21 protein-coding genes are annotated in these 21,244 nt (G+C 60.4%); 8 read left to right on the top strand and 13 right to left on the bottom strand.

Annotation, left to right across the window (positions count from 1 at the left end; all coding sequences use genetic code 11):
* The first annotated feature begins 40 nt into the window (after positions 1 to 40).
* Both moaB and ACYYKW_RS14475 read left to right on the top strand, forming a co-directional pair.
* Entirely contained in the window at positions 41 to 580 is a 540-nt protein-coding gene (moaB, locus tag ACYYKW_RS14480) for a molybdenum cofactor biosynthesis protein B (protein ID WP_090284891.1), read from the top strand.
* Positions 564 to 1,790: a molybdopterin molybdotransferase MoeA gene (locus ACYYKW_RS14475; protein WP_093099742.1), complete on the top strand. Its 1,227-nt coding sequence runs from the start codon at positions 564 to 566 to the stop codon at positions 1,788 to 1,790. Before moaB ends, ACYYKW_RS14475 begins: the two co-directional genes overlap by 17 nt.
* Before the next feature lie 61 nt (positions 1,791 to 1,851).
* Here ACYYKW_RS14475 and ACYYKW_RS14470 read toward each other — a convergent pair whose 3' ends face one another.
* Positions 1,852 to 2,160, bottom strand: coding sequence for a hypothetical protein (locus tag ACYYKW_RS14470; RefSeq protein ID WP_172833256.1), 309 nt, complete (start codon positions 2,158 to 2,160; stop codon positions 1,852 to 1,854).
* A gap of 315 nt (positions 2,161 to 2,475) precedes the next feature.
* Here ACYYKW_RS14470 and yegS point away from each other — a divergent pair, with 315 nt between their 5' ends.
* Complete coding sequence (gene yegS / locus ACYYKW_RS14465) at positions 2,476 to 3,393, top strand: lipid kinase YegS (protein ID WP_464990419.1); 918 nt, start codon at positions 2,476 to 2,478, stop codon at positions 3,391 to 3,393.
* Here the strand turns inward: yegS and ACYYKW_RS14460 are convergent.
* The 3 genes from ACYYKW_RS14460 to ACYYKW_RS14450 all read right to left on the bottom strand — a co-directional run bounded on the left by ACYYKW_RS14460 (position 3,377) and on the right by ACYYKW_RS14450 (position 5,883).
* A complete protein-coding gene (locus ACYYKW_RS14460; RefSeq protein ID WP_090284885.1) occupies positions 3,377 to 4,036 on the bottom strand; it encodes a response regulator in 660 nt (219 codons plus the stop codon). The two genes, yegS and ACYYKW_RS14460, sit on opposite strands and share 17 nt — an antisense overlap.
* Positions 4,033 to 4,926, bottom strand: a complete 894-nt coding sequence (locus ACYYKW_RS14455) for a sensor histidine kinase (protein WP_464990423.1) — start codon at positions 4,924 to 4,926, stop codon at positions 4,033 to 4,035. Before ACYYKW_RS14455 ends, ACYYKW_RS14460 begins: the two co-directional genes overlap by 4 nt.
* Before the next feature lie 489 nt (positions 4,927 to 5,415).
* The gene (locus ACYYKW_RS14450) at positions 5,416 to 5,883 is read right to left on the bottom strand and encodes a hypothetical protein (RefSeq protein ID WP_093099749.1); all 468 of its coding nucleotides are present in this window, start codon (positions 5,881 to 5,883) and stop codon (positions 5,416 to 5,418) included.
* Between the two features lie 461 nt (positions 5,884 to 6,344).
* Between ACYYKW_RS14450 and ACYYKW_RS14445 the strand changes: the two genes are divergently transcribed.
* Positions 6,345 to 7,280, top strand: a complete 936-nt coding sequence (locus ACYYKW_RS14445) for a chemotaxis protein CheV (protein WP_090284879.1) — start codon at positions 6,345 to 6,347, stop codon at positions 7,278 to 7,280.
* Positions 7,281 to 7,431: 151 nt separating this feature from the next.
* Positions 7,432 to 8,238 carry an MOSC domain-containing protein gene (locus ACYYKW_RS14440; protein ID WP_464990418.1) on the top strand — a complete coding sequence of 269 codons (807 nt, stop codon included), beginning with the start codon at positions 7,432 to 7,434 and terminating at the stop codon, positions 8,236 to 8,238.
* A gap of 74 nt (positions 8,239 to 8,312) precedes the next feature.
* Here ACYYKW_RS14440 and ppnP read toward each other — a convergent pair whose 3' ends face one another.
* The 8 genes from ppnP to ACYYKW_RS14400 form a co-directional block, all read right to left on the bottom strand.
* A complete protein-coding gene (gene ppnP / locus ACYYKW_RS14435) occupies positions 8,313 to 8,597 on the bottom strand; it encodes a pyrimidine/purine nucleoside phosphorylase (RefSeq protein WP_007940055.1) in 285 nt (94 codons plus the stop codon).
* Between the two features lie 70 nt (positions 8,598 to 8,667).
* Positions 8,668 to 9,210: a 3'-5' exonuclease gene (locus tag ACYYKW_RS14430; protein WP_090284875.1), complete on the bottom strand. Its 543-nt coding sequence runs from the start codon at positions 9,208 to 9,210 to the stop codon at positions 8,668 to 8,670.
* A gap of 70 nt (positions 9,211 to 9,280) precedes the next feature.
* Positions 9,281 to 11,242: an acetyl/propionyl/methylcrotonyl-CoA carboxylase subunit alpha gene (locus tag ACYYKW_RS14425; protein ID WP_464990417.1), complete on the bottom strand. Its 1,962-nt coding sequence runs from the start codon at positions 11,240 to 11,242 to the stop codon at positions 9,281 to 9,283.
* A gap of 118 nt (positions 11,243 to 11,360) precedes the next feature.
* On the bottom strand, positions 11,361 to 12,158 hold the full coding sequence (locus ACYYKW_RS14420) for an enoyl-CoA hydratase/isomerase family protein (protein ID WP_464990416.1): 798 nt from the start codon (positions 12,156 to 12,158) through the stop codon (positions 11,361 to 11,363).
* On the bottom strand, positions 12,155 to 13,312 hold the full coding sequence (gene atuD / locus ACYYKW_RS14415) for a citronellyl-CoA dehydrogenase (RefSeq protein ID WP_093099764.1): 1,158 nt from the start codon (positions 13,310 to 13,312) through the stop codon (positions 12,155 to 12,157). Before atuD ends, ACYYKW_RS14420 begins: the two co-directional genes overlap by 4 nt.
* Before the next feature lie 30 nt (positions 13,313 to 13,342).
* Positions 13,343 to 14,959: a geranyl-CoA carboxylase subunit beta gene (gene atuC / locus ACYYKW_RS14410; RefSeq protein WP_464990415.1), complete on the bottom strand. Its 1,617-nt coding sequence runs from the start codon at positions 14,957 to 14,959 to the stop codon at positions 13,343 to 13,345.
* Positions 14,960 to 14,962: 3 nt separating this feature from the next.
* A complete protein-coding gene (locus tag ACYYKW_RS14405) occupies positions 14,963 to 15,832 on the bottom strand; it encodes an SDR family oxidoreductase (RefSeq protein WP_464990414.1) in 870 nt (289 codons plus the stop codon).
* Positions 15,833 to 15,844: 12 nt separating this feature from the next.
* Positions 15,845 to 17,629, bottom strand: a complete 1,785-nt coding sequence (locus ACYYKW_RS14400) for an acyclic terpene utilization AtuA family protein (protein WP_464990413.1) — start codon at positions 17,627 to 17,629, stop codon at positions 15,845 to 15,847.
* Between the two features lie 184 nt (positions 17,630 to 17,813).
* Between ACYYKW_RS14400 and ACYYKW_RS14395 the strand changes: the two genes are divergently transcribed.
* The 3 genes from ACYYKW_RS14395 (at position 17,814) to ACYYKW_RS14385 (ending at position 20,426) form a co-directional block, all read left to right on the top strand.
* Positions 17,814 to 18,437 carry a TetR/AcrR family transcriptional regulator gene (locus ACYYKW_RS14395; RefSeq protein WP_093099776.1) on the top strand — a complete coding sequence of 208 codons (624 nt, stop codon included), beginning with the start codon at positions 17,814 to 17,816 and terminating at the stop codon, positions 18,435 to 18,437.
* 92 nt (positions 18,438 to 18,529) lie between these two features.
* The gene (locus tag ACYYKW_RS14390) at positions 18,530 to 19,327 is read left to right on the top strand and encodes a substrate-binding periplasmic protein (RefSeq protein ID WP_093099779.1); all 798 of its coding nucleotides are present in this window, start codon (positions 18,530 to 18,532) and stop codon (positions 19,325 to 19,327) included.
* Positions 19,328 to 19,412: 85 nt separating this feature from the next.
* Positions 19,413 to 20,426 (top strand): GNAT family N-acetyltransferase, encoded by a 1,014-nt coding sequence (locus ACYYKW_RS14385; protein ID WP_464990412.1) that lies wholly within the window; start codon positions 19,413 to 19,415, stop codon positions 20,424 to 20,426.
* A 136-nt stretch (positions 20,427 to 20,562) separates the two neighbouring features.
* Here the strand turns inward: ACYYKW_RS14385 and ACYYKW_RS14380 are convergent, their stop codons facing one another.
* Positions 20,563 to 21,117: an RNA polymerase factor sigma-70 gene (locus ACYYKW_RS14380; protein WP_464990411.1), complete on the bottom strand. Its 555-nt coding sequence runs from the start codon at positions 21,115 to 21,117 to the stop codon at positions 20,563 to 20,565.
* Positions 21,118 to 21,244: the final 127 nt, after the last annotated feature.

The following is a 21,244-nucleotide window of genomic DNA, read 5'->3' as shown; positions in this document are numbered from 1 at the left end:
ATATAACACCGGGCTGTTTCTCCTACAACTGGAAGAGCCTATGAAAGCCAAGGCTGATGTACCTTTTGTGCCGCTCAATATTGCGGTGCTGACTGTCAGTGATACCCGAACTCTGGAAACCGACACTTCCGGCCAGGTATTCGTCGACCGCTTGACGGCGGCGGGGCATAACCTGGCGCAACGCGTGTTGCTCAAAGATGATCTTTACAAAATTCGGGCGCAAGTCGCCAACTGGATCGCCGACGATGTCGTGCAGGTGGTGCTGATCACCGGCGGAACGGGCTTTACCGGTCGCGACAGCACGCCGGAAGCGGTTGCCTGCCTGCTCGACAAACAGGTCGACGGCTTTGGCGAATTGTTCCGGCAGATCTCGGTCGCCGATATCGGCACTTCGACCGTGCAATCACGCGCGCTGGCCGGTCTGGCCAATGGCACGCTGGTGTGCTGCCTGCCGGGTTCGACCAATGCGGTGCGCACCGGTTGGGACGGCATTCTCGGTGAGCAGCTGGACGCCCGCCACCGTCCGTGCAATTTCGTCACGCATCTGAAGCAGGCGGCGCCGTGTGAAACCCGTGGCTAAGCCGGGCAAGACCGGAGCCTTGATGCCGGTCGAAGTGGCGCTGGCACGTTTGCTGGAAATGGCCGAGGCCGCACCCATCGTCGAGCATGAGCATCTGCCGCTGGCGCAGGTCCAGGGGAGAGTGCTGAGCGAAGATCTGTTTTCCACGCTGGATCTGCCACCTTGGCCGAACTCCGCCATGGATGGTTACGCGCTCAACCTAGGCCAATGGAATGGGCAGCCGCTGCCGGTCAGTCAAAAAGTGTTTGCCGGCCAATCCCCGCAACCTTTGGAGCCTGGCACGTGCGCGCGCATCTTCACTGGCGCGCCGGTACCGGCGGGCGCCGACTGCGTGGAAATGCAGGAGAACGCTGCGGTCGAGGCCGACGGCAAAGTGCAGTTCCTCGAACCCATGAAGGCCGGGCAGAACATTCGGCCGCAAGGGCAGGAAACTACCATCGGTGAGCTGATCCTGCCGGCCGGAACCCGGCTGGGCCCGATCGAGCAAGGGCTTGCTGCGTCGCTGGGCTGTGCCGCGCTGAAGGTGGTGCGCAAGGTTCGCGTGGCGGTGATTTCCACTGGCGACGAGCTGGTGGAACCAGGTCAGACGCTTGGGCCGGGGCAGATCTACAACAGCAACCGGGTGCTGCTTTGCAGTTGGCTGCAACGGCTTGGCTGCGAGGTGATCGATGCCGGCATTCTTCCGGATGACCTCGCCACTACCCGCGCTCGGCTCGGTGAGTTGCAGGATGTCGATCTGATTCTTTCCACCGGTGGCGTGTCGGTGGGCGAAGCAGATTTTCTCGGCATCGCTCTGCGCGAGGAGGGAGAACTCGCACTGTGGAAGCTGGCAATCAAACCCGGGAAACCACTGACCTGTGGTCATTTTCGCAACGTGCCGGTCATTGGCTTGCCGGGAAATCCGGCCTCGACCCTGGTGACCTTTGCGCTGCTGACCCGGCCCTATCTGTTGCGACGTCAGGGTGTGCGTGAAGTCGAGCCGCTGAAATTCAGCGTACCCGCGGGTTTCGCCTGGCCTGTGGCCGGCAATCGGCGCGAATACCTGCGCGGGCGTCTTGAGCAAGGGCGGGCGACTGTTTACCGCAACCAGAGCTCCGGGGTATTGCGCAGCGCCGTGTGGGCTGACGGTCTGGTTGAAGTACTGGAAGGTCGCACGTTGAGTGAAGGCGACGAGGTGGGCTTCATTCCGTTGAGTGATCTGCTGGGCTGACCTGGCCATTGCAAAGGCAGGCGCCCGCTGACTCAAGCGGCGCCTGCCATGACTCACAGGTTCAATTGCTCATCAAGGTGACGAGCTGGTCGAACCGGCTGTTGGCGACCCAGCCCAGCAGTCCCAGGACCACCGCCATGGCACCGGCCGAATAGGCTAGCCGGTGCTTGATCGTTCTGACATCACCACGGATTTCGTCCATGTCCCGTCGAAGATATTTGAGATGGGTTTCCAGCTCGGTAACACGAGGTTCCATATCAACTTCTCCAGTCGTTCTGGCGCTGTTTTTGAAGTCGGACTTGTGGTTCGTGCGACTTTCAACGATGGGGCCAACCGGGCTCACTGGCATTCGCGCTTCATGGCTTGGCATGGAAGCATCCACCGGCTGTTTCAAATGTTCGCTTGCAGGCTATTCGGGCTCCAGAATTGACCGAAGCTTCGTGGGTGTATCCACTCATTACATGCACGTCCTTGTGTATTGGATTTGAAGATTGATACCGCCGGCACACGTTGACCCAATGCTCGAAGCGGGTCAATTGAGCCGATTCCGCATGTTTTGTAAGAAAAAGTACCGTCGTGTAGGACGCCCGCAGCGCAAGGCAGATTTAATTAGGGAGGGCGGGGCTTTTTTGCGTGCCGCAGTGGTCAAGATGTTTCAATCGATTCGATTCTGGGGAGTAACGCAATGAACGAGCGCCGGGCGCTGTTGATTCTGCATGGCAAACAGGCTCTCAACGAGGCGGTTCGCACTGCCGTCGAGGACAAGCGCAAGCAGGGCTGGGAGCTGGCCGTGCGCCTGACCTGGGAAGCCGGAGATGCACAGCGCTGGGTAGAACAGGCGTTAGCGGACGGCTACACCACGATCATTGCCGGTGGCGGCGATGGCACCTTGCGCGATATTGCCGAAGCGCTCGCGGCGCATCCGGGCAAGGCCAGTCTGGTGCTTTTGCCCCTGGGCACCGCCAACGACTTTTCCCGCGCCGCCGGGGTGCCGCTGGAGCCTGCCGAAGCATTGGAATTGCTCGATGTGCCGGCGCACGATATTGACGTGGGCGAGGTGGGCGGGCAGATTTTTCTCAACATGGCCACCGGTGGGTTCGGCAGTCAGGTCACGGCCAACACGTCTGAAGATTTGAAGAAAGTCCTCGGCGGCGCAGCTTATCTATTCACTGGATTGTCGCGCTTCAGCGAGTTGCATGCTGCCTATGGCGAACTGCAGGGGCCGGATTTTCACTGGAGCGGCGAGCTGTTGGCGCTGGGCATTGGCAATGGCCGTCAGGCCGGCGGCGGACATGTGTTGTGCCCGCAGGCGCTGGCCGATGATGGACTGCTCGATATCAGCATCCTGCCGGCACCACAGGAGCTGGTGGGGACTTTGAAATCACTGCTGAGCGAAGGTTTCGGGCTGGATAATCTGTTCGTGCGAACCCGTTTGCCCTGGGTTGAAATCAAGGTGGCCGAGGGGCTGTGCATGAATCTCGACGGCGAACCGCTGGAGTGCAACAGCCTGCGCTTTGAAGTGCGTCCGGCGGCATTGCGCGTGCATTTGCCGGAACATTCACCCTTGTTGAGCAGTACCGAAGCGATCAGTCGTCAAGGCTGATGATCTGTTCGCGCACGGCAAACAGCACGAGGCCCGCCACGTCGAAGATCTGCAGGCGCTTCATGATCTGGGAGCGGTGGGTTTCGACCGTTTTGATGCTCAAGCCCAGGCCGTTGGCAATCTCGCGGGTGGACTTGCCACGCACGATCAGGCGCAGGATTTCCAGTTGGCGCGCCGTCAGGTTGTGCGCGTCGGCAATATCCGGCTGCTGGTTCTGATTGCGGGTCAGTGCCTGATTGATCACGGTATGGGCGATGGCCGGGCTCAAGTAGCGCTCGTTGTTGCGCAAGGCTTCCAGGGCGTGTTCCAGCTCGGTGGCGGTGGTGTCCTTGAGCAGGTAACCGTAGGCGCCGGACTCGAGTGCCTGCATGATCAGCGCCGGATCGGTGTGCATCGACAGAATCAGCACCTTGCTCTGCGGTCGTACGCGCTTGAGGCGTTGCAGTGCTTCCAGCCCCCCGGTTTCCTTCATGGAGATATCCAGCAAGATGATATCGGGATTAAGTTGCTCGACCATCTCGAGCAATTGCGAACCATCATTGGCCTCGCCAATCACCGCGTAACCGGGAATATCCAGCACCAGAGCGCGCACGCCGGCCCTGATCAGCGAGTGGTCATCCACCAGAAGTAAATTGCAAGTCAACGCATAACCTTATTCGTACTGGCCCGTTCGAGTGCGCGCGGCGCCCACGGGAAAAGTGCTTCGATCTGGGTGCCTCTGCCCGGCTCGCTGACGACGCTCAGGGTGCCACCCAGTTGCTCGATTCGTTCGGCCATCCCGGCCATGCCGCGTTGTCCTTCGCGACCCGGATCGGTCGCCGGCGCAAATCCCGCGCCGTCATCACTGATCAATAATGTCAGACCCTCGGGCAGGCGCTGCAAGCGTACCACCAGATTTTTCGCCTGTGCATGACGAAGAATATTGGTCACCGCTTCCTGGGTGATGCGAAAGGCGGCGACGGCCATCTCTTCTGGAATGCCATTGAGGCGCTGCTGACAATCGAGGCTCCATTGCACGCTGGTGTTGGCCAGGGCCTTGAGCAGATGCGCACGCAGGCTGGCCTCGAGTCCCAGACTGGTCAACTGGCGCGGATTGAGAATGGCCGAAACGTCGCGCACCTTGTTCAGGGTTTCTTCGAGGGTGTCGCATAACACCGAGCATTGTTCCTGCGAGTCGGGGGGCAGGCGACGCTTGAGCCACTCACTCTGCAGTTTCGCCGCCGTCAGCAACTGGCCGATATCGTCGTGCAGTTCGCGGCTGAGGCGATGGCGTTCGTTTTCCTGGACTTGCAGCAGACGGTCGGCGAGTTCCTGCGGCTGAAACTTGATTGATTTGCGCGACAGCCGATATTGCACCCAGACACAGGCAGTCGCCGCGATTTGCAGTAGCAGCAGACCCAAACTGAAGGAAGTTGAAAAACCATAGGTCATCAAACTGCCCAGTGCGGCCGCGACTGACAATATCAGCGTGAACCGACGCGCATTCTCCCGCGAAGGGGGCCATTGGGTAATTGACTTGAGGCTGGCGTACATAGCGGATGGAGCCAATGAATGTTCGCTGCGGGCAGACCGGCCGAAGCCTGGCGGGTCTCTGTCTGAAAATGCTGTCAAATATGGCAATGGTTTCAACATGGTCGGGTGCCCCGGATGTTTGCGAACTTCAGCAGATAACGCCTGAATGAAAGCACCGTGCCATTAACTTGAGGACAACTAACGGGCGACATAATACCACTTAAGATACCGATGGTCGCGCTTGCTCTATATGTCCATTCAGTCAGGAAATACATGGGTTTGCACGCCAGTTCCATAAGCACGAAAGTCGGTTTTGAGGGTGTGAAGTGAAGACCGGCGATGCCCCAAGTTGTGCTCCCTGGTACACAGGCAAACCCTGAGGCCGGCAGGAAAAAGGGCGGGTGATCAATGCTGATTATTTATATCGTTTTGTCGCTGGCAGGTATGGACTATTCAATTACGACATTCGAGACGTGCGTCCGCCAAGGCCATCCGCGCCACGGCGATGAGTCAGGCCTGGCCCGAGTAAGGCAGTTGCGGCAAACGTTTGCTTGCCAGCGGCGACTGAATCGGGCTTTGACCGACCTGAAACGCCAGCGCTTCGATCAGCGAAGCCTGCTCGCTTTCATCCAGGCTCAATTGGCCAGTCTTCTGATCGACCAGCTCGAGCTGCCAGGCCATCAGCGTGAAGCAATCCTGCAACGCTTGCAGCGCCTGATCATGAAGGTCGACACGAGCATGATTGAGGTCAAGCAGGCTGTGGATGTGCAGGGAAAATTCGCTGATCGACTCCAGCGCCAGCGCCTCCGCCCGGCGAGCAAGCTTGAGCAAGGTACTGAGCATGCATTCAATGGCGTCCCTGTCATTGCTGATCAGTTGCAGATGGCTCAGGCATTCCTCGGACTTGGCCAGCAGTGTTTCAGCCTCGACAAGAAATTCGGGGAAGCGTTTTACCCAGTCTTTGCGGTCGATTGGCATGCTTATCTCCACAACGTCATGTCTGATGAACGAATGCCGTGTGTAGCGACGATCATGAATCGTCGGCAGATCGCGTCCGGCCGTGCACGTGCACGTGCACAGACTGAGAGTTTCCAGAGGGTTTGTTGCCACTGAACTGCGATCGCACACAATAGCCTGACTCCGTTCATGCAATGAGAATGGCGTCACATTAATGGCTATTGGATATTGCGAATATCAGGTTGGGCCTGATTGTCCCTAGGGGAATCCCTTAGGTGCGGGAACCTATGACGCAAACCGAGGTCGCGCCGCAGATAAAAGTAGCAGATGAAAATCACTGCGCCAGTAAAGCATGATGTTAATGTGACATCAATGGCTGTTCAGGGCATTTTTTACAGGTCAGTCATGACAATCAAGAAGCGCCATTTGCAGCCGATAACCTCACATAAGTGAATTCATCAGAACAAGCCCAGGAGTCATTGATGGCCGGCATTCTCGACACGGTAGACCAACGCACGCAACTGGTGGGTGAGAATCGCCTGGAAATTCTCATGTTTCGACTGGCCGGGCGGCAGTTGTTTGCGATCAACGTGTTCAAGGTTCAGGAAGTGCTGCAACTGCCGAAGCTGACCCTGATGCCGCAGCGTCACCCGTTCGTTTGCGGTGTGGTCAACCTGCGCGGGCAGACCTTGCCGGTGATCGACCTGTCCCAGGCAATCGGCATGCGCCCCTTGGTGCCAGGGCCGAACAGCACCATCATCGTCACTGAATACAACCGTTCGGTGCAGGCCTTTCTGGTGGGCGGCGTCGATCGCATCGTCAACATGAACTGGGAAGCCATTCTGCCGCCGCCGACCAGCGCCGGTCGCCAGCATTATCTGACGGCCATCAGCAAGGTCGACGATCAACTGGTGGAAATCATCGACGTGGAAAAAGTCCTCGCCGAAATCGTCCCGTACAACGCCAAGGTCTCGCGCGACAAACTCGACGATCCGGTGCTGGAGCGCGCCCGTGGCCGTGAAGTGCTGCTGGTCGACGACTCCAATGTGGCGCTCTCGCAGCTGCGTGACACCCTCGGCCAGCTCGGGGTGAAAATGCACATTGCCAGCGACGGCCTCAAAGCACTGAACATGCTCAAGGCCTGGGCCGATACCGGCGTGCACATGACCGACAAGTTGCTGATGATCTTCACCGATGCGGAAATGCCGGAAATGGACGGCTACCGTCTGACCACCGAAATTCGCAACGACCCGCGTTTGCGCGGCCTGTATGTGGTGCTGCACACCTCGCTGTCGGGCAGCTTCAACGATTCGATGGTGAAGAAGGTCGGCTGCGACAACTTCCTCTCCAAATTCCAGCCGGACAAACTGGTCGACGTGGTGCGCCAGCGTCTGATGCTCGATGAAGTCCCGGCCTGACAGCATCAGGAGCGGGCAGGTCGCGATTGGGAATCCACGTGCGCTGCGTGGTTTGGATCGAACAGCGCTTTGGCGAGCAGGTTCGCTCCCACACTTTGATTCCGCGACGCGGCTCATATAGGGTGGCGGCTTCCACCACAAGGAGCTGGCCATGCTGCGTCTGAGCGCGCTTTATCGTTACCCGTTGAAATCCGGCAAGGGCGAAGTGCTGCAAAGCGCCGAGCTGGACAAGCTGGGGCTGACGGGCGATCGTCGCTGGATGCTGGTAGACGAGGCCAGCGGGCGCTTCCTGACTCAGCGCGCCGAAGCACGGATGAGTCAGCTGTCGGCGCTGTGGAATGCCGACGGCGGCCTGACACTCGCGACGCCCGGGCAAGGCTCCATCGATATTCCCTTGCCGGCGGATGATGCCGAGCTGCGCGGCGTGACCATCTGGCGCGATACCTTGCGCGTGCCGGATGCCGGCGACGCGGCGGCGCGCTGGGTCAGCGAGTTCCTTGGCAAGCCGACACGCCTGGTGCAGATGCCGCTGGATCGAGCACGCACGACACAATCGGGTTTCGGCCACGATGACGATCAAGTCGCCTTCGCCGACGGCTATCCGTTGCTATTGATTGGCGACGCTTCGCTGCAGGACCTTTCCGGCAAGGTCGGGCGTTCGTTGGAGATGCTGCGTTTCCGGCCGAATCTGGTGATCGAAGGCAGCGCGGCTTATGCCGAGGATGGCTGGAAGCGTATTCGTATCGGCGATATCGAGTTTCGCGTGGTCAAGCCGTGCTCACGCTGCATCATGACGACCGTCGACCCGCAAACCGGCGAGCGCAGTGCCGACCGCGAACCGTTCGCCACCCTGCAAAAACATCGGGCCACAGCCGATGGCGCAATGTTCGGGCAGAACCTGGTCAATGACAGAAACGGTCGACTCGAAGTCGGGATGCCGGTGGAAATTCTCGAATAAATAAGTTTGCAGGCATAAAAAAAGCCCGCGTCGTTGCACGCGGGCTTTTTTTTGTGCTGGATAGAACCGCCGTATCAGCCGCGGTATTCACACAGGTAGGCAGTGTCGACCGCGACCTTCAGCTGGAACTTGCTGTTGGCCGGTACATTGAACTGGCTGCCGGCGGCGAAGGTTTCCCAGTCGCTGCTGTCGGGCAGCTTGACGGTCAGGGCGCCCGACACAACGTGCATGATTTCACGCTGGCTGGTGCCGAATTCGTATTCGCCCGGGGCCATGACGCCGATGGTCGCCGGACCTTCAGCGGTGCCGAAGGCGATCGACTTGACGGTGCCGTCGAAGTACTCGTTGACTTTAAACATGGGCGGTTCCTCGAAAAGGGCTGAAAAGGGGCCGGCCAGTATGCCCAAGGCTTTCCGCCTCGTCACGTCTCTAAAGCGGCAACACCAGTGGCAATAACCGCGCCGTGTTGCGCGCATCCTCCAGCGCCCGATGCTGCTGGCCGCTGAATTGCAGGCCGGCCAGTTGCAACGCACCGTTGAGGCCCAATGGCCGCTCGAGACGGCGGGCCTTGGCGAAGCGTTGTTTGAGGTTCATGTGCGGCACCCGGCTGAGGCCACTGTCGAGGTGCAGACGCTGCCATTCCTGCAGCAACTGCTTGCGATCGTAATCGCCCCAGCTGACCCACCCCTCGAGGCGCGATTGGTGCTGTGCCAGCCAGCGCTCGAAGGCCGGCCAGACCTCATGCAGCGGTTGCGCGGCATCGATATTGGCCTGGGTGATGTGCGTCAGTTCGCGGCAAAACGGGGTGAGCAAGGGCCGCCGCGTCGGTTTGACGAAGCGCTGAAAATGATCCTGCTCGCGCCCGGCGCGATCGACCAGGGTCGCGCCGATCTCGATAATTTCCATTTCGGTGACCGGCCAGCCACCCTCGTCGGTAGTGGCTTCCAGATCTATGACCAGCCAGTGGGGCATCGCAGGGTTCCTGATTTTCGCGTTCTGATATTTCAGAGCGTAGTCAAAACCCGCATCGACGTGTGGGCGACTACTCGACCTGCAACAGAACCTGACGATTTTTTACCTGATCGCCAACCTTGACCTGCACCCGCTTGAGCACGCCGTCGATGCCGGACTTGAGCGGGTGCTCCATTTTCATTGCCTCCAGCACCACCAGCAACTGACCTTTGCTGACCGTGCTGCCTTCGCTGACCAGGACGTCGACGATGGCGCCGTCCATCGGCGCTTTCAAGGTGCCGGAGCTGACGCTGGTCTGACTGTCGATCGCCGCATGAGTTCGATCCTCCAGCCGCAGACTGCCCGGATGGCTGAACAGCCAGAGCTGTGCGCCCGCCAGTCGACAGGCGTGGCGCTGGCGCACGCCGTTGACGGCCAGTGTCAGCGAATGCGCTTCGAGGTCAATGAGTCGCAGGTCGATCGTGCGTTCACCGAGGCTAACCTGAAACACGTCTGGCCCTTGAGCGCACAGTTGCAGCGTCCAGTTCTGCTCATCCAAGCCGAGGCGATAAGTCAGCGGCACGCTGGCGTTGTTGCGCCAGCCGCTCAGTGGCGCTCGGTGGTGGCGTGCGCTGGTTTGATAGAACAGCAGCGCGGCGATCGCCAATTCCTCGGCGCTGGGCACGTAGCGATGCAGGCTTGGATGATCGCTGAAATGCTGGGCAATGAACGCGGTACTGAACTGACCGCTGATAAATTGCTCATGCTGCAGCAGGCTGGCGAGCAGACGCTGATTGCTTTGTATGCCCATCAACACAGTGTCCTGCACCGCGCGCAATAGCTTGCGCCGCGCCTCTTCCCGGGTGGTTCCATGGGCGATCAGTTTGCCCAGCAGCGGGTCATAGAACGGGCTGACCGCTTGCCCTTCGAGCAAGCCGTGATCGATCCGCACACCATGGCTCAGCGCCGGCTCCCAGGCTTCGATACGCCCGGTCTGCGGAAGAAAACCCTGCGTCGGATCTTCGGCGTACAACCGCACCTCCATGGCATGCCCATTGAGTTGCACCTGATCCTGAGTCAGCGGCAGCGGCTGGCCCTCGGCAATCTGTAATTGCCACGCCACAAGATCGACACCGGTGATCAATTCGGTGACCGGGTGTTCGACCTGCAGGCGCGTGTTCATTTCCAGAAAGTAGAACTGCCCTCGTGCATCGAGCAGAAATTCAACGGTGCCGGCGCCGACATAATTCACCGCGCGGCCGGCCTTCAACGCCGCTTCACCCATGGCTTGGCGCAACTCGGTGGTCATGATCGTGCAGGGCGCTTCTTCGATGACTTTCTGATGGCGTCGCTGGATCGAACAGTCGCGCTCGCCAAGGTAGATCAGGTTGCCGTGATGGTCGCCGAACACCTGCACTTCGACATGCCGGGGTTCGACCACGGCCTGTTCAAGTATCAATTCGTCGCTGCCAAAACCGTTCAACGCTTCCGAGCGCGCGGTGCGCAATTGCGCCGGCAGCTCAGCCGCGTTCTGCACCAGGCGCATGCCGCGCCCGCCACCGCCGGCACTGGCCTTGATCATCAACGGGTAACCGATGCGCTCGGCTTCGCGCAACAAGGTCGCGTCGTCTTGCGCAGCGCCCTGATAGCCGGCAATGCATGGCACGCCGGCGTCGAGCATGGCGAGCTTCGACAGGCGTTTGCTGCCCATCAGTTCGATGGCTTCGGCGCTGGGGCCAATGAAGGTCAGCCCGGCCTGTTCGCAGGCGCGGGCGAATTCGGCGTTTTCCGAGAGAAAACCATAGCCGGGATGGACCGCGTCGGCACCGCTGCGATGCGCGGCGTCGAGGATTGCCGGGATGTTCAGGTAGGACTGCTGCACCGGTGCCGGGCCGATGTGCACGGCCTGGTCAGCCATTTTTACGTGCAGCGCATCGGCGTCGGCATCGCTGTAGACGGCGACGGTGCGGTAGCCGAGGGCTTGGGCGGTGCGCTGGATGCGGCAGGCGATTTCACCGCGGTTGGCGATCAGGATTTTCTGGAGGGTGGGCATGGGCTGTTTCCTCGGAAGTTGCGTTGCATGAGCTGGCCTCATCGCTGGCAAGCCAGCTCCCACAGGTTTTGTTAACGACGCAAATTCCCTGTGGGAGCTGGCTTGCCAGCGATGCTTTTTAGATAGCCCACCGCGGTTTGCGCTTTTGCACGAAAGCCAGGGTGCCCTCGACGCCTTCTTCGCCCGTCACCGCTTCGCTGAACCACTGCGCGGCCTGATCAAGCAATTCACTCGACGGCTGCCCAGCGCTGGCCAACAGCAATTGCTTGGTCATGGCATTCGCCTGCGGCGCGCAACGCAGCACTTGCTGCAGCACCTCATCCAGCCGTTCGGCCAACGCTTGGGCATCGCGCTCGACAAAATGCACCAGCCCCAGTTGCCGAGCCTGATCGCCATCGAAACGCGCAGCGGTCAGCGCCAGACGGCGGGTTTCTGTGAGGCCGATGCGCTGCACCACAAACGGTGCGATCTGCGCCGGAATCACGCCGAGACTGGTTTCCGGCAGACCGAACTGCGCCTGATGGTCGGCAATCGCGACATCGCTGACACAGGCCAGCCCGAATCCACCACCCAGCACTGCGCCTTGCAGCACGCTGATCAATACCTGCGGCGTGTGTTGCGCCTCTTCAAGCAAGGCGCCGAAGGCCCGGTTCAGCTCGCGATAAGCCTCACCACCCTGAGCACGCGCGCTGGCCATGTCCTTGATGTCGCCACCGGCACAGAAATGTCCGCCGGCGCCGCTGAGCACGAGCGCGCGGATATCGCGCTCGTCAGCAACAGCAGCGAATACCGCGCGCAACTCGCTGACCATCTGCAGGCTCATCGCATTGCGGCTGTCCGGCCGGTTGAGCGTGACGTGCAGCACGCCGCCATGCAGTTCCAGCAGCAGCGTCTGGCACTCGGGCAGGTGGCTCATTTCTTTTTCCCCGGCAGGATGCCCATCAGCTTGCAGATGATCCCCAGCATGATTTCATCCGCACCGCCGCCGATCGATACCAGCCGCACATCGCGATAGGCGCGGGCCACCGGGTTGTCCCACATGAAGCCCATGCCGCCCCAATATTGCAGGCAGCTGTCGCTGACCTCACGGCCCAGTCGCCCGGCCTTGAGCTTGGCCATCGACGCCAACCGGGTGACGTCCTGACCTTTGATGTACTGCTCGGTGGCCTGATAGACCAGCGCGCGCAGGCACTCGATTTCGGTTTGCAATTCGGCGAGGCGGAAGTGAATCACCTGATTGTCGATCAGCGCATTGCCGAAGGTCTTGCGCTCCTTGCAGTATTCGATGGTGCTGTCGACGCAATACTCCAGGCCCTTGATCATGTTCGCCGCGCCGAACAGGCGTTCTTCCTGAAACTGCAGCATCTGCATCATGAAACCGGCGCCTTCGTGGCCGATGCGGTTGCGCTGTGGCACGCGTACGTTGTCGAAAAACACCTGAGCGGTTTCCGAACTGCGCATGCCAAGCTTGTCCAAATGCGAACTGAGACTGATGCCGGGCGTGTTCATCGGCACCATGATCAGCGACTTGTTGATGTGCGGCTTGTCATCGGACGTGTTGGCCAGCAGGCAGATGAAATCGGCGCTCGGCGAGTTGGTGATCCACATTTTGCTGCCGTTGATCACGTAATCGTCGCCATCCTTGCGCGCCGTGGTCTTCAACCCGGCGACGTCGGACCCGGCGCCGACTTCGGAGACGCCAATGCAGCCGACCTGCTCACCGCTGATCGCCGGGCGCAGGAATTCTTCGCGCAGTTCATCGGAGCCGAAGCGGGCCAGCGCCGGGGTGCACATGTCGGTCTGCACGCCGATCGACATCGGAATGCCGCCGCAATGAATGGTGCCGAACTCCTCGGCGGCGACGATCGAGTAACTGTAGTCGAGGCCCATGCCACCGAATTTTTCCGGTTTGGAAATCCCCAGCAAACCCAGCTCGCCGGCCTGACGGAAAATCTCGTGGATCGGAAAGCGTCCGGCCTTTTCCCATTCGTCGACGTGCGGGTTGATCTGATGGTCGACGAACTGGCGGACGGTGCGGCGCAGCGCTTCGTGTTCCGGGGTGAAGATCATTGTTATTGTTCTCCGTGAGATCCGTGGCGGTCAGAAGCGGCTGACGCCGAAGCTGTTGGGTTGCAGCGTACGAACGTCGGCTTCGTGGCAGATGTCCAGCAGATAGCCGAGCAGGGTGCGCGTGTCGCGCGGGTCGATCAGCCCGTCGTCCCACAGATTGGCGCTGCCGTAAAGCGCCGTGGACTGGCTGTCGAGTTTCTGCGCGGTGACCTGTTCGAGCATGTCGAGCATTTTCGGGTCCGGCACCAGGCCGTCTTTCAATTGCTTGGCTTCGGTGACGATACGCAACACCTTGCCGGCCTGTGCGCCACCCATCACTGCGGTGCGGCTGTTCGGCCAGGCGAAAATGAAGCGTGGATCGAGACCGCGTCCGCACATCGCATAATTGCCGGCACCGTAGGAACCACCGACGACCAGCGTCAGTTTAGGCACCCGCGCGTTGGCCACCGCTTGAATCAGTTTCGAGCCGTGTTTGATCACGCCTTGCTGTTCCGATTCGGTGCCGACCATGAAGCCTGTGGTGTTGTGGAAAAACAGCAGCGGGATCTGGCTCTGATCGCATAACTGGATGAACTGCGCGGCTTTGCTCGCACCGTTCGGGGTGATCGGGCCGTTATTGCCGATGAAACCGCAGGCGCGGCCCTGAATCTTCAAATGGCCACACAGGGTTTGCTGATCGTATTCGCCCTTGAACTCGACGAAGTTCGATTCATCGGCGATGCGCGCGATGATTTCGCGCACGTCGTAGGGCTTTTTCGGATCGTCCGGGATCAGCCCGAGCAATTCGTCGATGGGATAGAGCGGCTCTTTGTATTGCGGCTCCGGCCGCCACGGCAGTTGTTCGTTCCACGGCAGCATGCGCAGGATATCGCGCACCTGGCGCACGCCATCGGCATCGTTTTCCGCCAGGTACTCGGCGGTCCCGGCGACCTGCGCGTGCATCTCGGCGCCGCCGAGTTCTTCATCGGTGGCGACTTCACCGGTGGCCGCCTTGAGCAGCGGCGGCCCAGCAAGAAACAGCTTGGCCTTGCCGCGCACCACCACCACATAATCCGACAAACCGGGCTGATAGGCGCCGCCAGCGGTGGCCGAACCATGCACCACGGTAATCTGCGGCAAACCCAGCGCCGACAGCCGCGCCTGATTGGCAAAGCTGCGCGCGCCTTCGACGAAAATTTCCGCGGCGTAATTGAGGTTGGCGCCGCCGCTTTCGGCGAGGGTGATCATCGGCAGTTTGTTTTCCAGGGCGATCTGTTGCAGGCGCAGGGATTTTTTCAGGCCGCTGGGCGAGATCGTTCCGCCCTTGATCGCGCTGTTGTTGGCCACCACCATCGCGCGAATGCCGCAGACGTAACCGATGCCGGCGATCAAGCCGCCACCGGCTGCGCTGCCGTCCTTGTCATCGTGCAGTTTGTAACCGGCCAGACTCGCCAGTTCCAGAAACGGCGCGCCGGGATCGAGCAACAGGTTCAGGCGTTCGCGCGGCAACAGTTGTCCGCGCTGATCGAACTTCGCCTTGGCTTCGGCAGCCTTGTTCAGCAGGTTCTGTTCCAGTTGCTGCACGTGTTCGATGGCGGCGAGCATCGCCGTACGGTTACGTGCGAAGGCTTCGCTGTGCGGGTCGAGTAGCGACTGGATCTGCGCCATGGCTTATTCCTTGTCCTTGAGCACGTCAGGCAAGTACGCCCGATGAAATCCGTTGAACGACTCGCTGTGCGTCGCCTTATGCAGCGGCCATGCGCGACTGCCGAGGCTGGCCGCGCCGTCGATTTTCAAGGTGCTGCCGCTGATGAACGCCGCTGCCGGGCTGAGCAGGAACACGATCGCCGCGCTGACTTCCGATTCGGTGCCGATGCGCTTGAGCGGCACATGCTCACGCAGGGTCGGAATCACCGCTTTGAACGCGCCCTGGTAAGTGTCCATGCCGCTGGAAGCGATCCAGCCCGGCGCTATCGCATTGACCCGCACCCCGGCGTAACCCCACTCGACGGCCGCGGTTTTGGTGAAGTTGTCCATGCCCGAGCGCGCGGCGCCAGAGTGGCCCATGCCGGGCATGCCGCCCCACATGTCGGCGAGCATGTTGACGATGTTGCCGCCGTGTTTGCTCATCGACTGGTTGAACACTTCCCGGGCCATCAGAAATCCGCCGACCAGATTGGTCTGCAGCACGGTCTCGAACCCTTTCTGATTGATCGAAGCCAGCGGCGACGGATACTGGCCGCCGGCATTGTTGACCAGACCGTGGATCGGCCCGTGTGCGGCGATCAGCTCACTGACCAGCAGTTTTACCGCTTCTTCATCGCGGATATCGCAGGCCTGCCAATGCGCACGGCCACCGTCCTCGGCGATTTCGGCGGCGACGCGTTCGAGCTTTTCAGGCTTGCGCCCGACCAGCAGCACGTTGGCCCCGAGCGCCGCCAGTTCATGCGCGGTACAGCGGCCGATGCCGCTGCCGCCACCGGTGACGATAATGCTCTGGCCGCTGAACAGCCCGGCCTGGAAAATCGATGCGTACGCCATGAAGCTCAACCTCTAGTCGAGTTGTTCGGCGATGCTCTGCGGCACCGCGATGCGGATTTCCAGCAGTTGCTGGGCGAAGGCCTTGCCTTGCGGATCGATGCGCAGACTGGCGACACCGCCGCCGCCGAGGGCGTTTTCCAGCAGAAAGTTGAGGCTGTGGGTGCCGGGCAGGTACCAGCGCTCGACCCGACCGTTGTCCGGATCGAGCACATGGCTCATCCAGTCTGCGACCGCCGCTGGCGTCAGCGCTGCGGCGATCCAGGGCAGATATTCGGGTTTGCGCGGCATGACGCCGATGTTGCTGTGGTTGCCTTTGTCGCCGGAACGCGCGACCGCGAGTTTGACCAGCGGCACAGAAGCATCGGCGCGGCCCTGCGGTTCGGGCGGTTGATGGGGCAGGGCTGAGGTCGGGTTTTGCGTTATGGCGGGCGCGGGCAGGCTGCACGGATGACGTTCGCCAGCCATATCGACGTGCAGCGTGCAGACGCTTTTATCGATCAGAAACGAAAACAGGCGGATCAGCGGGTACACCGTCGGACGACCGCCGACGATGCCGGTCAACCCAGGCGCCATGCCGGTCGCGGCCTGAGCGATTTCTTTGGAAAACACGACCAGGGCTTTTTTATCGGGATGGCGCACGGCGAGTTTGATCACCACTTCGCGGCTGTCCTGACGCTGACCGTGCGGGCCGTAGGTGGCCTCGCTGCCAAGCAGTTCGACATGGGTTTCGCTGTAGGGCGCCCAGCCGCGCTGGCTGAACATTTCTGCGGTTTTGTCGATGATCGCCTGACTGACGCGCCGCGCCTTGTCGACCGCATCGATGCCGGCGATCAGGCAACTGGCGGTGCAACGAAAGCCGTCTGGGTAAGTCGCGCTGACCTTGTATTGATCGCTGGGTGGCAAGCCCTTTGCGCCATGCACATGGACGGCGTTTTTGCCCTGTTGCCGAAGTTCGACCTGAGTGAAATCACAGATCACATCGGGCAGCCGATACGCCTGCGGATCGCCGATTTCATACAGCATCTGCTCGCCGACGGTCAGCGGTGTGATCAGGCCGCCGCTGCCTTCGGGTTTGCTGACGATGAACTGGCTGTCGGCGCTGACCTCGACGATCGGAAAACCGATGTGTTCGTAATCCGGCACGTCGCGCCAATCGGTGAAGTTGCCGCCGGTGCATTGCGCGCCGCATTCGATGATGTGCCCGGCCAGTGCGGCCTGGGCCAGTTTGTCGTAGTCATGCCATGACCAGCCAAATTCATGCACCAGTGCCGCGCTGACCACGGCGCTGTCGACTACCCGGCCGGTAATGACGATATCGGCGCCGAGCTTCAGCGCTTCGACGATGCCCGGTGCGCCGAGATAGGCATTGGTCGACACGCACAGCGGCGGCAGTGGGGCGCCCGTGAACATTTCAGTGATACCGCTGAGCTGGCGCAGTTGAGGCTGCAGGTCATCGCCAAGCAGCACAGCAATTTTCAACGCGACGCCGGCGCGATCACACGCGGCTTGCAGGGCGGCGGCGCAGGCCTGTGGATTGACCCCGCCGGCGTTGCTGATGACGCGGATGTGCTGCTCGGCCAATTGCGGCAGCAGCGGTGTCAGCACTTCGATGAAATCACTGGCGTAGCCGGCCTGTGGGTCTTTCATGCGCGCGCCGGCCATGATCGACATCGTAATCTCGGCCAGATAATCGAACACCAGATAATCCAGACGCCCGCCGGCCACCAGTTGCGCGGCGGCGGTCGATGTATCACCCCAGAAGGCGCTGGCGCATCCGATACGCACGGTATTTGGCATTTTTATCTCCGACTCAGCGATCTGCGACAGAAGTGTCTGGAGGCTACCAAGCAAGCGCTTGGTTTGTAAACACTTGAAACTATCTTCTGCCCAAGCGCTTGCTTGGTTGCCGCTGGCGGCTTAAATTGCGCGCAACCCTGCGGTTTCAGGGGGCAAGACACTGATCGACTGTAGGAGAGAACGGGTGGACGAGCAAAAAGCCCTGAGGGTCATGCGCGATTTGGTCGACAGTGGCCAGCTGACGGACCCCGACAGCGCCCGCGGCAAGTTGCTGCAAGTGGCGGCTCACCTGTTCCGCAATAAAGGCTACGAACGCACTACCGTGCGTGATCTGGCCGGCGCGGTCGGCATCCAGTCGGGGAGCATTTTTCATCACTTCAAAAGCAAGGACGAAATCCTGCGCGCGGTGATGGAAGAAACCATCCGCTACAACACCGCATTGATGCGCGCGGCGCTGGCCGACGCGGCCGATGTCCGCGAGCGCGTGCTGGCGCTGATCCGCTGCGAATTGCAGTCGATCATGGGCGGCAGCGGCGAGGCCATGGCGGTGCTGGTCTACGAGTGGCGCTCGCTGTCCGAAGAAGGCCAGGCCAAAGTGCTGGCGCTGCGCGATATCTACGAAGAAATCTGGTTGCAAGTACTGGGTGAAGCCAAAGACGCCGGATTCATCCGTGGCGACGTTTTTATTACCCGACGTTTCCTGACAGGCGCACTGTCCTGGACCACCACCTGGTTCCGTGCTGGCGGCAGTTTGAGCCTCGATCAGTTGGCCGACGAGGCGTTGATTCTGGTCCTCGAAGAGCGTTGAGCCACTTTCTATCCGGCCGGGAAACTGGCTAACTGGGCGAAACCGCCTAGCTTGAATGCATTGATCGGTATTTTTTCGGGGAGTGGGGTGTTTTGAAGTCTTTGCCAATTCGGACCGTCGCGGGGTTGATGCTCGCAGCGCTGGCTGCATTATGGGTATTGCCCGCTCAGGCCGCGCAATTGGTCCGGGTCGGCGCGGCGCATTTTCCGCCGTACACCATCCGCCCGGAAAACGGCGCCGATACCGGTCTGTTGCCGCAATTGGTCGAAGCGCTGAACCGTTTGCAAAGCGACTATCAGTTCGTCCTGGTGCCCACGTCGATTCCCCGGCGTTTCGGTGATTTCAAGCAGGGCCGGATCGACATGGCGATCTTCGAGAACCCTGAATGGGGCTGGAAAGATATCCCCCACAGCGACGTCGACATGGGCCTTGAAGATGCCGAGATTTTCGTCGCGCAGCGTGCAGATGGCCGTCAGCAAAACTATTTCGCCGACCTCAAAGGCAAGCGTCTGGCGCTGTTCAGCGGCTATCACTACGAATTTGCGGCCTTCAACGCCGACCCCAAATTCCTCGCGCAGCAATTCAACGCGACGCTGACCTATTCCCACGACAGCAACCTGCTGATGGTGCTGCGCTCACGCGCCGACATCGCCCTGGTGACCCGCTCGTACCTCAGTGATTACCTGCTGCGTAACGAGAAGGTCCGTGATGAGTTGCTCGTCTCGCAGCGCGTCGATCAGATCTACCACCACTATGCGATTCTGCGCCCGACGGCACCGATCAGCGGCGCGGCGTTCGGCAAGCTGTTGCAGGGGCTGCGCGACAACGGCGACATGCTGAAGATTTTCGATCCTTACAAAATCGCCGTGGTGCCAGTGCTCAATCGCTGAGCGCCATTTGCGCTGAAAGCCTAAATTTCCGCCTGCCGCTCACGTCACATCGTCTAACTGTCGATGATTATCGTGAGCCCGCCCCATGTCCAATCTGAATGACCTGACTGCCCTGGCCTTGCCTTCGGGCAGTCAACTGATCGCTGATGCCAGCGAAAGCCGTTTGAGCCTGAGCCTCGACGGCCAGCCGCTGATTCGTCTGCGCCTTGATCGCGACGCGAAAGGCCCGATCCAGATCGATGAGCGCTTCGCGTTGCCGCCGGGGCAAGCGCTGTGGGCTGCCTGTTACTGGCTGTTCGCGCGCGATCCGGCGTGCCAGCAACTGACCTGGCAACTGGATCAACCACCGACCGAGGCCTTGCTCAGTGGTTTGCTGATCGGCACCGAGGTGAGCGGCGAATATCGCTGCGAACGCACGCTGTTCTGGCAATTGCCGCAACCCTGGCTGGGGACTTCGTTGACCGGCAGTTATCCGCGACAAATGATCATCAGTGAAGGCAAACGCCATCCCCGGCGCCCGGTCAAACCGCGCGGTGAAGTCTATCGGCGTTTCGACGCGCGGCTCGGCGCCTGGATTTCCTTGCGAACCGTCGAAATCGAAGATGATTTGCCGCGTTTCAACCGCTGGCAGAACAGCCCACGGGTGGCCAGTTTCTGGCAGGAGGAGGGCAGCCTCGACAAGCACCGCGAGTACCTGAGCAAACTCGACGCCGACCCGCATACGCTGACCTTGATCGGCTGTTTCGACGATCAGCCGTTCGCCTATTTCGAAGCCTATTGGGCCAAGGAAGATCGCATCGCGCCGTTCTATGACGCCGATGATTACGATCGCGGCATCCACATGCTGGTCGGCGAGGAAGACCACCGCGGCCCGCACAAAGTGGCGAGCTGGCTATCGGCGCTGGTGCATTACCTGTTTCTTGATGATCCGCGCACGCAACGGGTGGTCGCCGAGCCCCGCGCCGACAACGCGAAGATGATCGGCCACATGCACAACCAGTGTTTTCACTGCGAGAAGGAATTCGACTTTCCGCACAAGCGCGCGGCACTGATGATGCTGGGGCGTGAGCGGTTTTTTGATCGCTGCAGCCTGGCTTGAAATGATCGGGCTTTAGATCTGTTGTGCTCTCCAGTCCTCTTCGCGAGCAGGCTCGCTCCCACATGGGATTTGTGTTGTTCACAAAACTCTGTGGGAGCGAGCCTGCTCGCAAATGGCGTGACGCAAAATCCAGATCCTAACGACGACCCGCAACCACCGTATCGCGCCGACTGCCCGAAACCTTGCGGCAGTGCACCAGTGCATCACGAATCATGAAGTTGACCAGGGTCGGCGAGACGCCGAGTTCCTTGGCGATGTCCTTTTGCGGCACGCCGTGCAGGCGATACATCTCGAACGCATAGCGTGTGCGGCTGGGCAGCTCGGTCAGGGCGTCGGCGATGTTTTCCAGGGTCGAGAAATTGATGTGCGAGGTTTCCGGCGAAGCACCCTGGATGACCACATTCAGCCCTTCCTCTTCAGGGCCAGAGTATTTCTGCTCGAGCGCCTGTTTGCGGTAGTGATCGATGGCGAGGTTGCGCACGATCTGGAACAGATAACTCAGTTGCGCCTTGATCGACGAGGTGATCGGTGGCGCCGATTGCAGGCGGAAAAACGCATCCTGCACCACGTCCTCGGCGCGCGAGCGACAACCGGTAATGCGCGCGGCGATCTTGACCAGAATCAGCCGATTATCGACGAATGCCTGAAGTAGCGGTGAATCGCACCTGCTTGTGGATACTCGTTCCGTCATGGAAATCACCTTGCTGCCAAATTGGTTAGTGGGACGCCTCTGGGGGCAGGGCTGTCCTACACATCGAGCGACAAATTATGTTGAATGATAATGATTGTCAATTGAGAAAGAGAACTAATGCTGCAAG

Source organism: Pseudomonas sp. 15C, from assembly GCF_055484735.1.
The sequence above is the reverse complement of the archived record's forward strand: the minus strand, read 5'-3'. Positions and strand labels throughout refer to the sequence as shown.

Bases quoted from the DNA above. Each gene is read 5' to 3' on its own strand.
- ACYYKW_RS14400 (WP_464990413.1), bottom strand. From the start codon at position 17,629: ATGCCAAATACCGTGCGTATCGGATGCGCCAGCGCCTTCTGGGGTGAT.
- ACYYKW_RS14445 (WP_090284879.1), top strand. From the start codon at position 6,345: ATGGCCGGCATTCTCGACACGGTAGACCAACGCACGCAACTGGTGGGT.
- ACYYKW_RS14450 (WP_093099749.1), bottom strand. From the start codon at position 5,883: ATGCCAATCGACCGCAAAGACTGGGTAAAACGCTTCCCCGAATTTCTT.
- atuC (WP_464990415.1), bottom strand. From the start codon at position 14,959: ATGGCGCAGATCCAGTCGCTACTCGACCCGCACAGCGAAGCCTTCGCA.
- ACYYKW_RS14440 (WP_464990418.1), top strand. From the start codon at position 7,432: ATGCTGCGTCTGAGCGCGCTTTATCGTTACCCGTTGAAATCCGGCAAG.
- ACYYKW_RS14385 (WP_464990412.1), top strand. From the start codon at position 19,413: ATGTCCAATCTGAATGACCTGACTGCCCTGGCCTTGCCTTCGGGCAGT.
- moaB (WP_090284891.1), top strand. From the start codon at position 41: ATGAAAGCCAAGGCTGATGTACCTTTTGTGCCGCTCAATATTGCGGTG.
- ACYYKW_RS14430 (WP_090284875.1), bottom strand. From the start codon at position 9,210: ATGCCCCACTGGCTGGTCATAGATCTGGAAGCCACTACCGACGAGGGT.
- ACYYKW_RS14420 (WP_464990416.1), bottom strand. From the start codon at position 12,158: ATGAGCCACCTGCCCGAGTGCCAGACGCTGCTGCTGGAACTGCATGGC.
- ACYYKW_RS14455 (WP_464990423.1), bottom strand. From the start codon at position 4,926: ATGTACGCCAGCCTCAAGTCAATTACCCAATGGCCCCCTTCGCGGGAG.
- ACYYKW_RS14470 (WP_172833256.1), bottom strand. From the start codon at position 2,160: ATGCCAAGCCATGAAGCGCGAATGCCAGTGAGCCCGGTTGGCCCCATC.
- ACYYKW_RS14380 (WP_464990411.1), bottom strand. From the start codon at position 21,117: ATGACGGAACGAGTATCCACAAGCAGGTGCGATTCACCGCTACTTCAG.
- ppnP (WP_007940055.1), bottom strand. From the start codon at position 8,597: ATGTTTAAAGTCAACGAGTACTTCGACGGCACCGTCAAGTCGATCGCC.
- yegS (WP_464990419.1), top strand. From the start codon at position 2,476: ATGAACGAGCGCCGGGCGCTGTTGATTCTGCATGGCAAACAGGCTCTC.
- atuD (WP_093099764.1), bottom strand. From the start codon at position 13,312: ATGATCTTCACCCCGGAACACGAAGCGCTGCGCCGCACCGTCCGCCAG.
- ACYYKW_RS14405 (WP_464990414.1), bottom strand. From the start codon at position 15,832: ATGGCGTACGCATCGATTTTCCAGGCCGGGCTGTTCAGCGGCCAGAGC.
- ACYYKW_RS14425 (WP_464990417.1), bottom strand. From the start codon at position 11,242: ATGCCCACCCTCCAGAAAATCCTGATCGCCAACCGCGGTGAAATCGCC.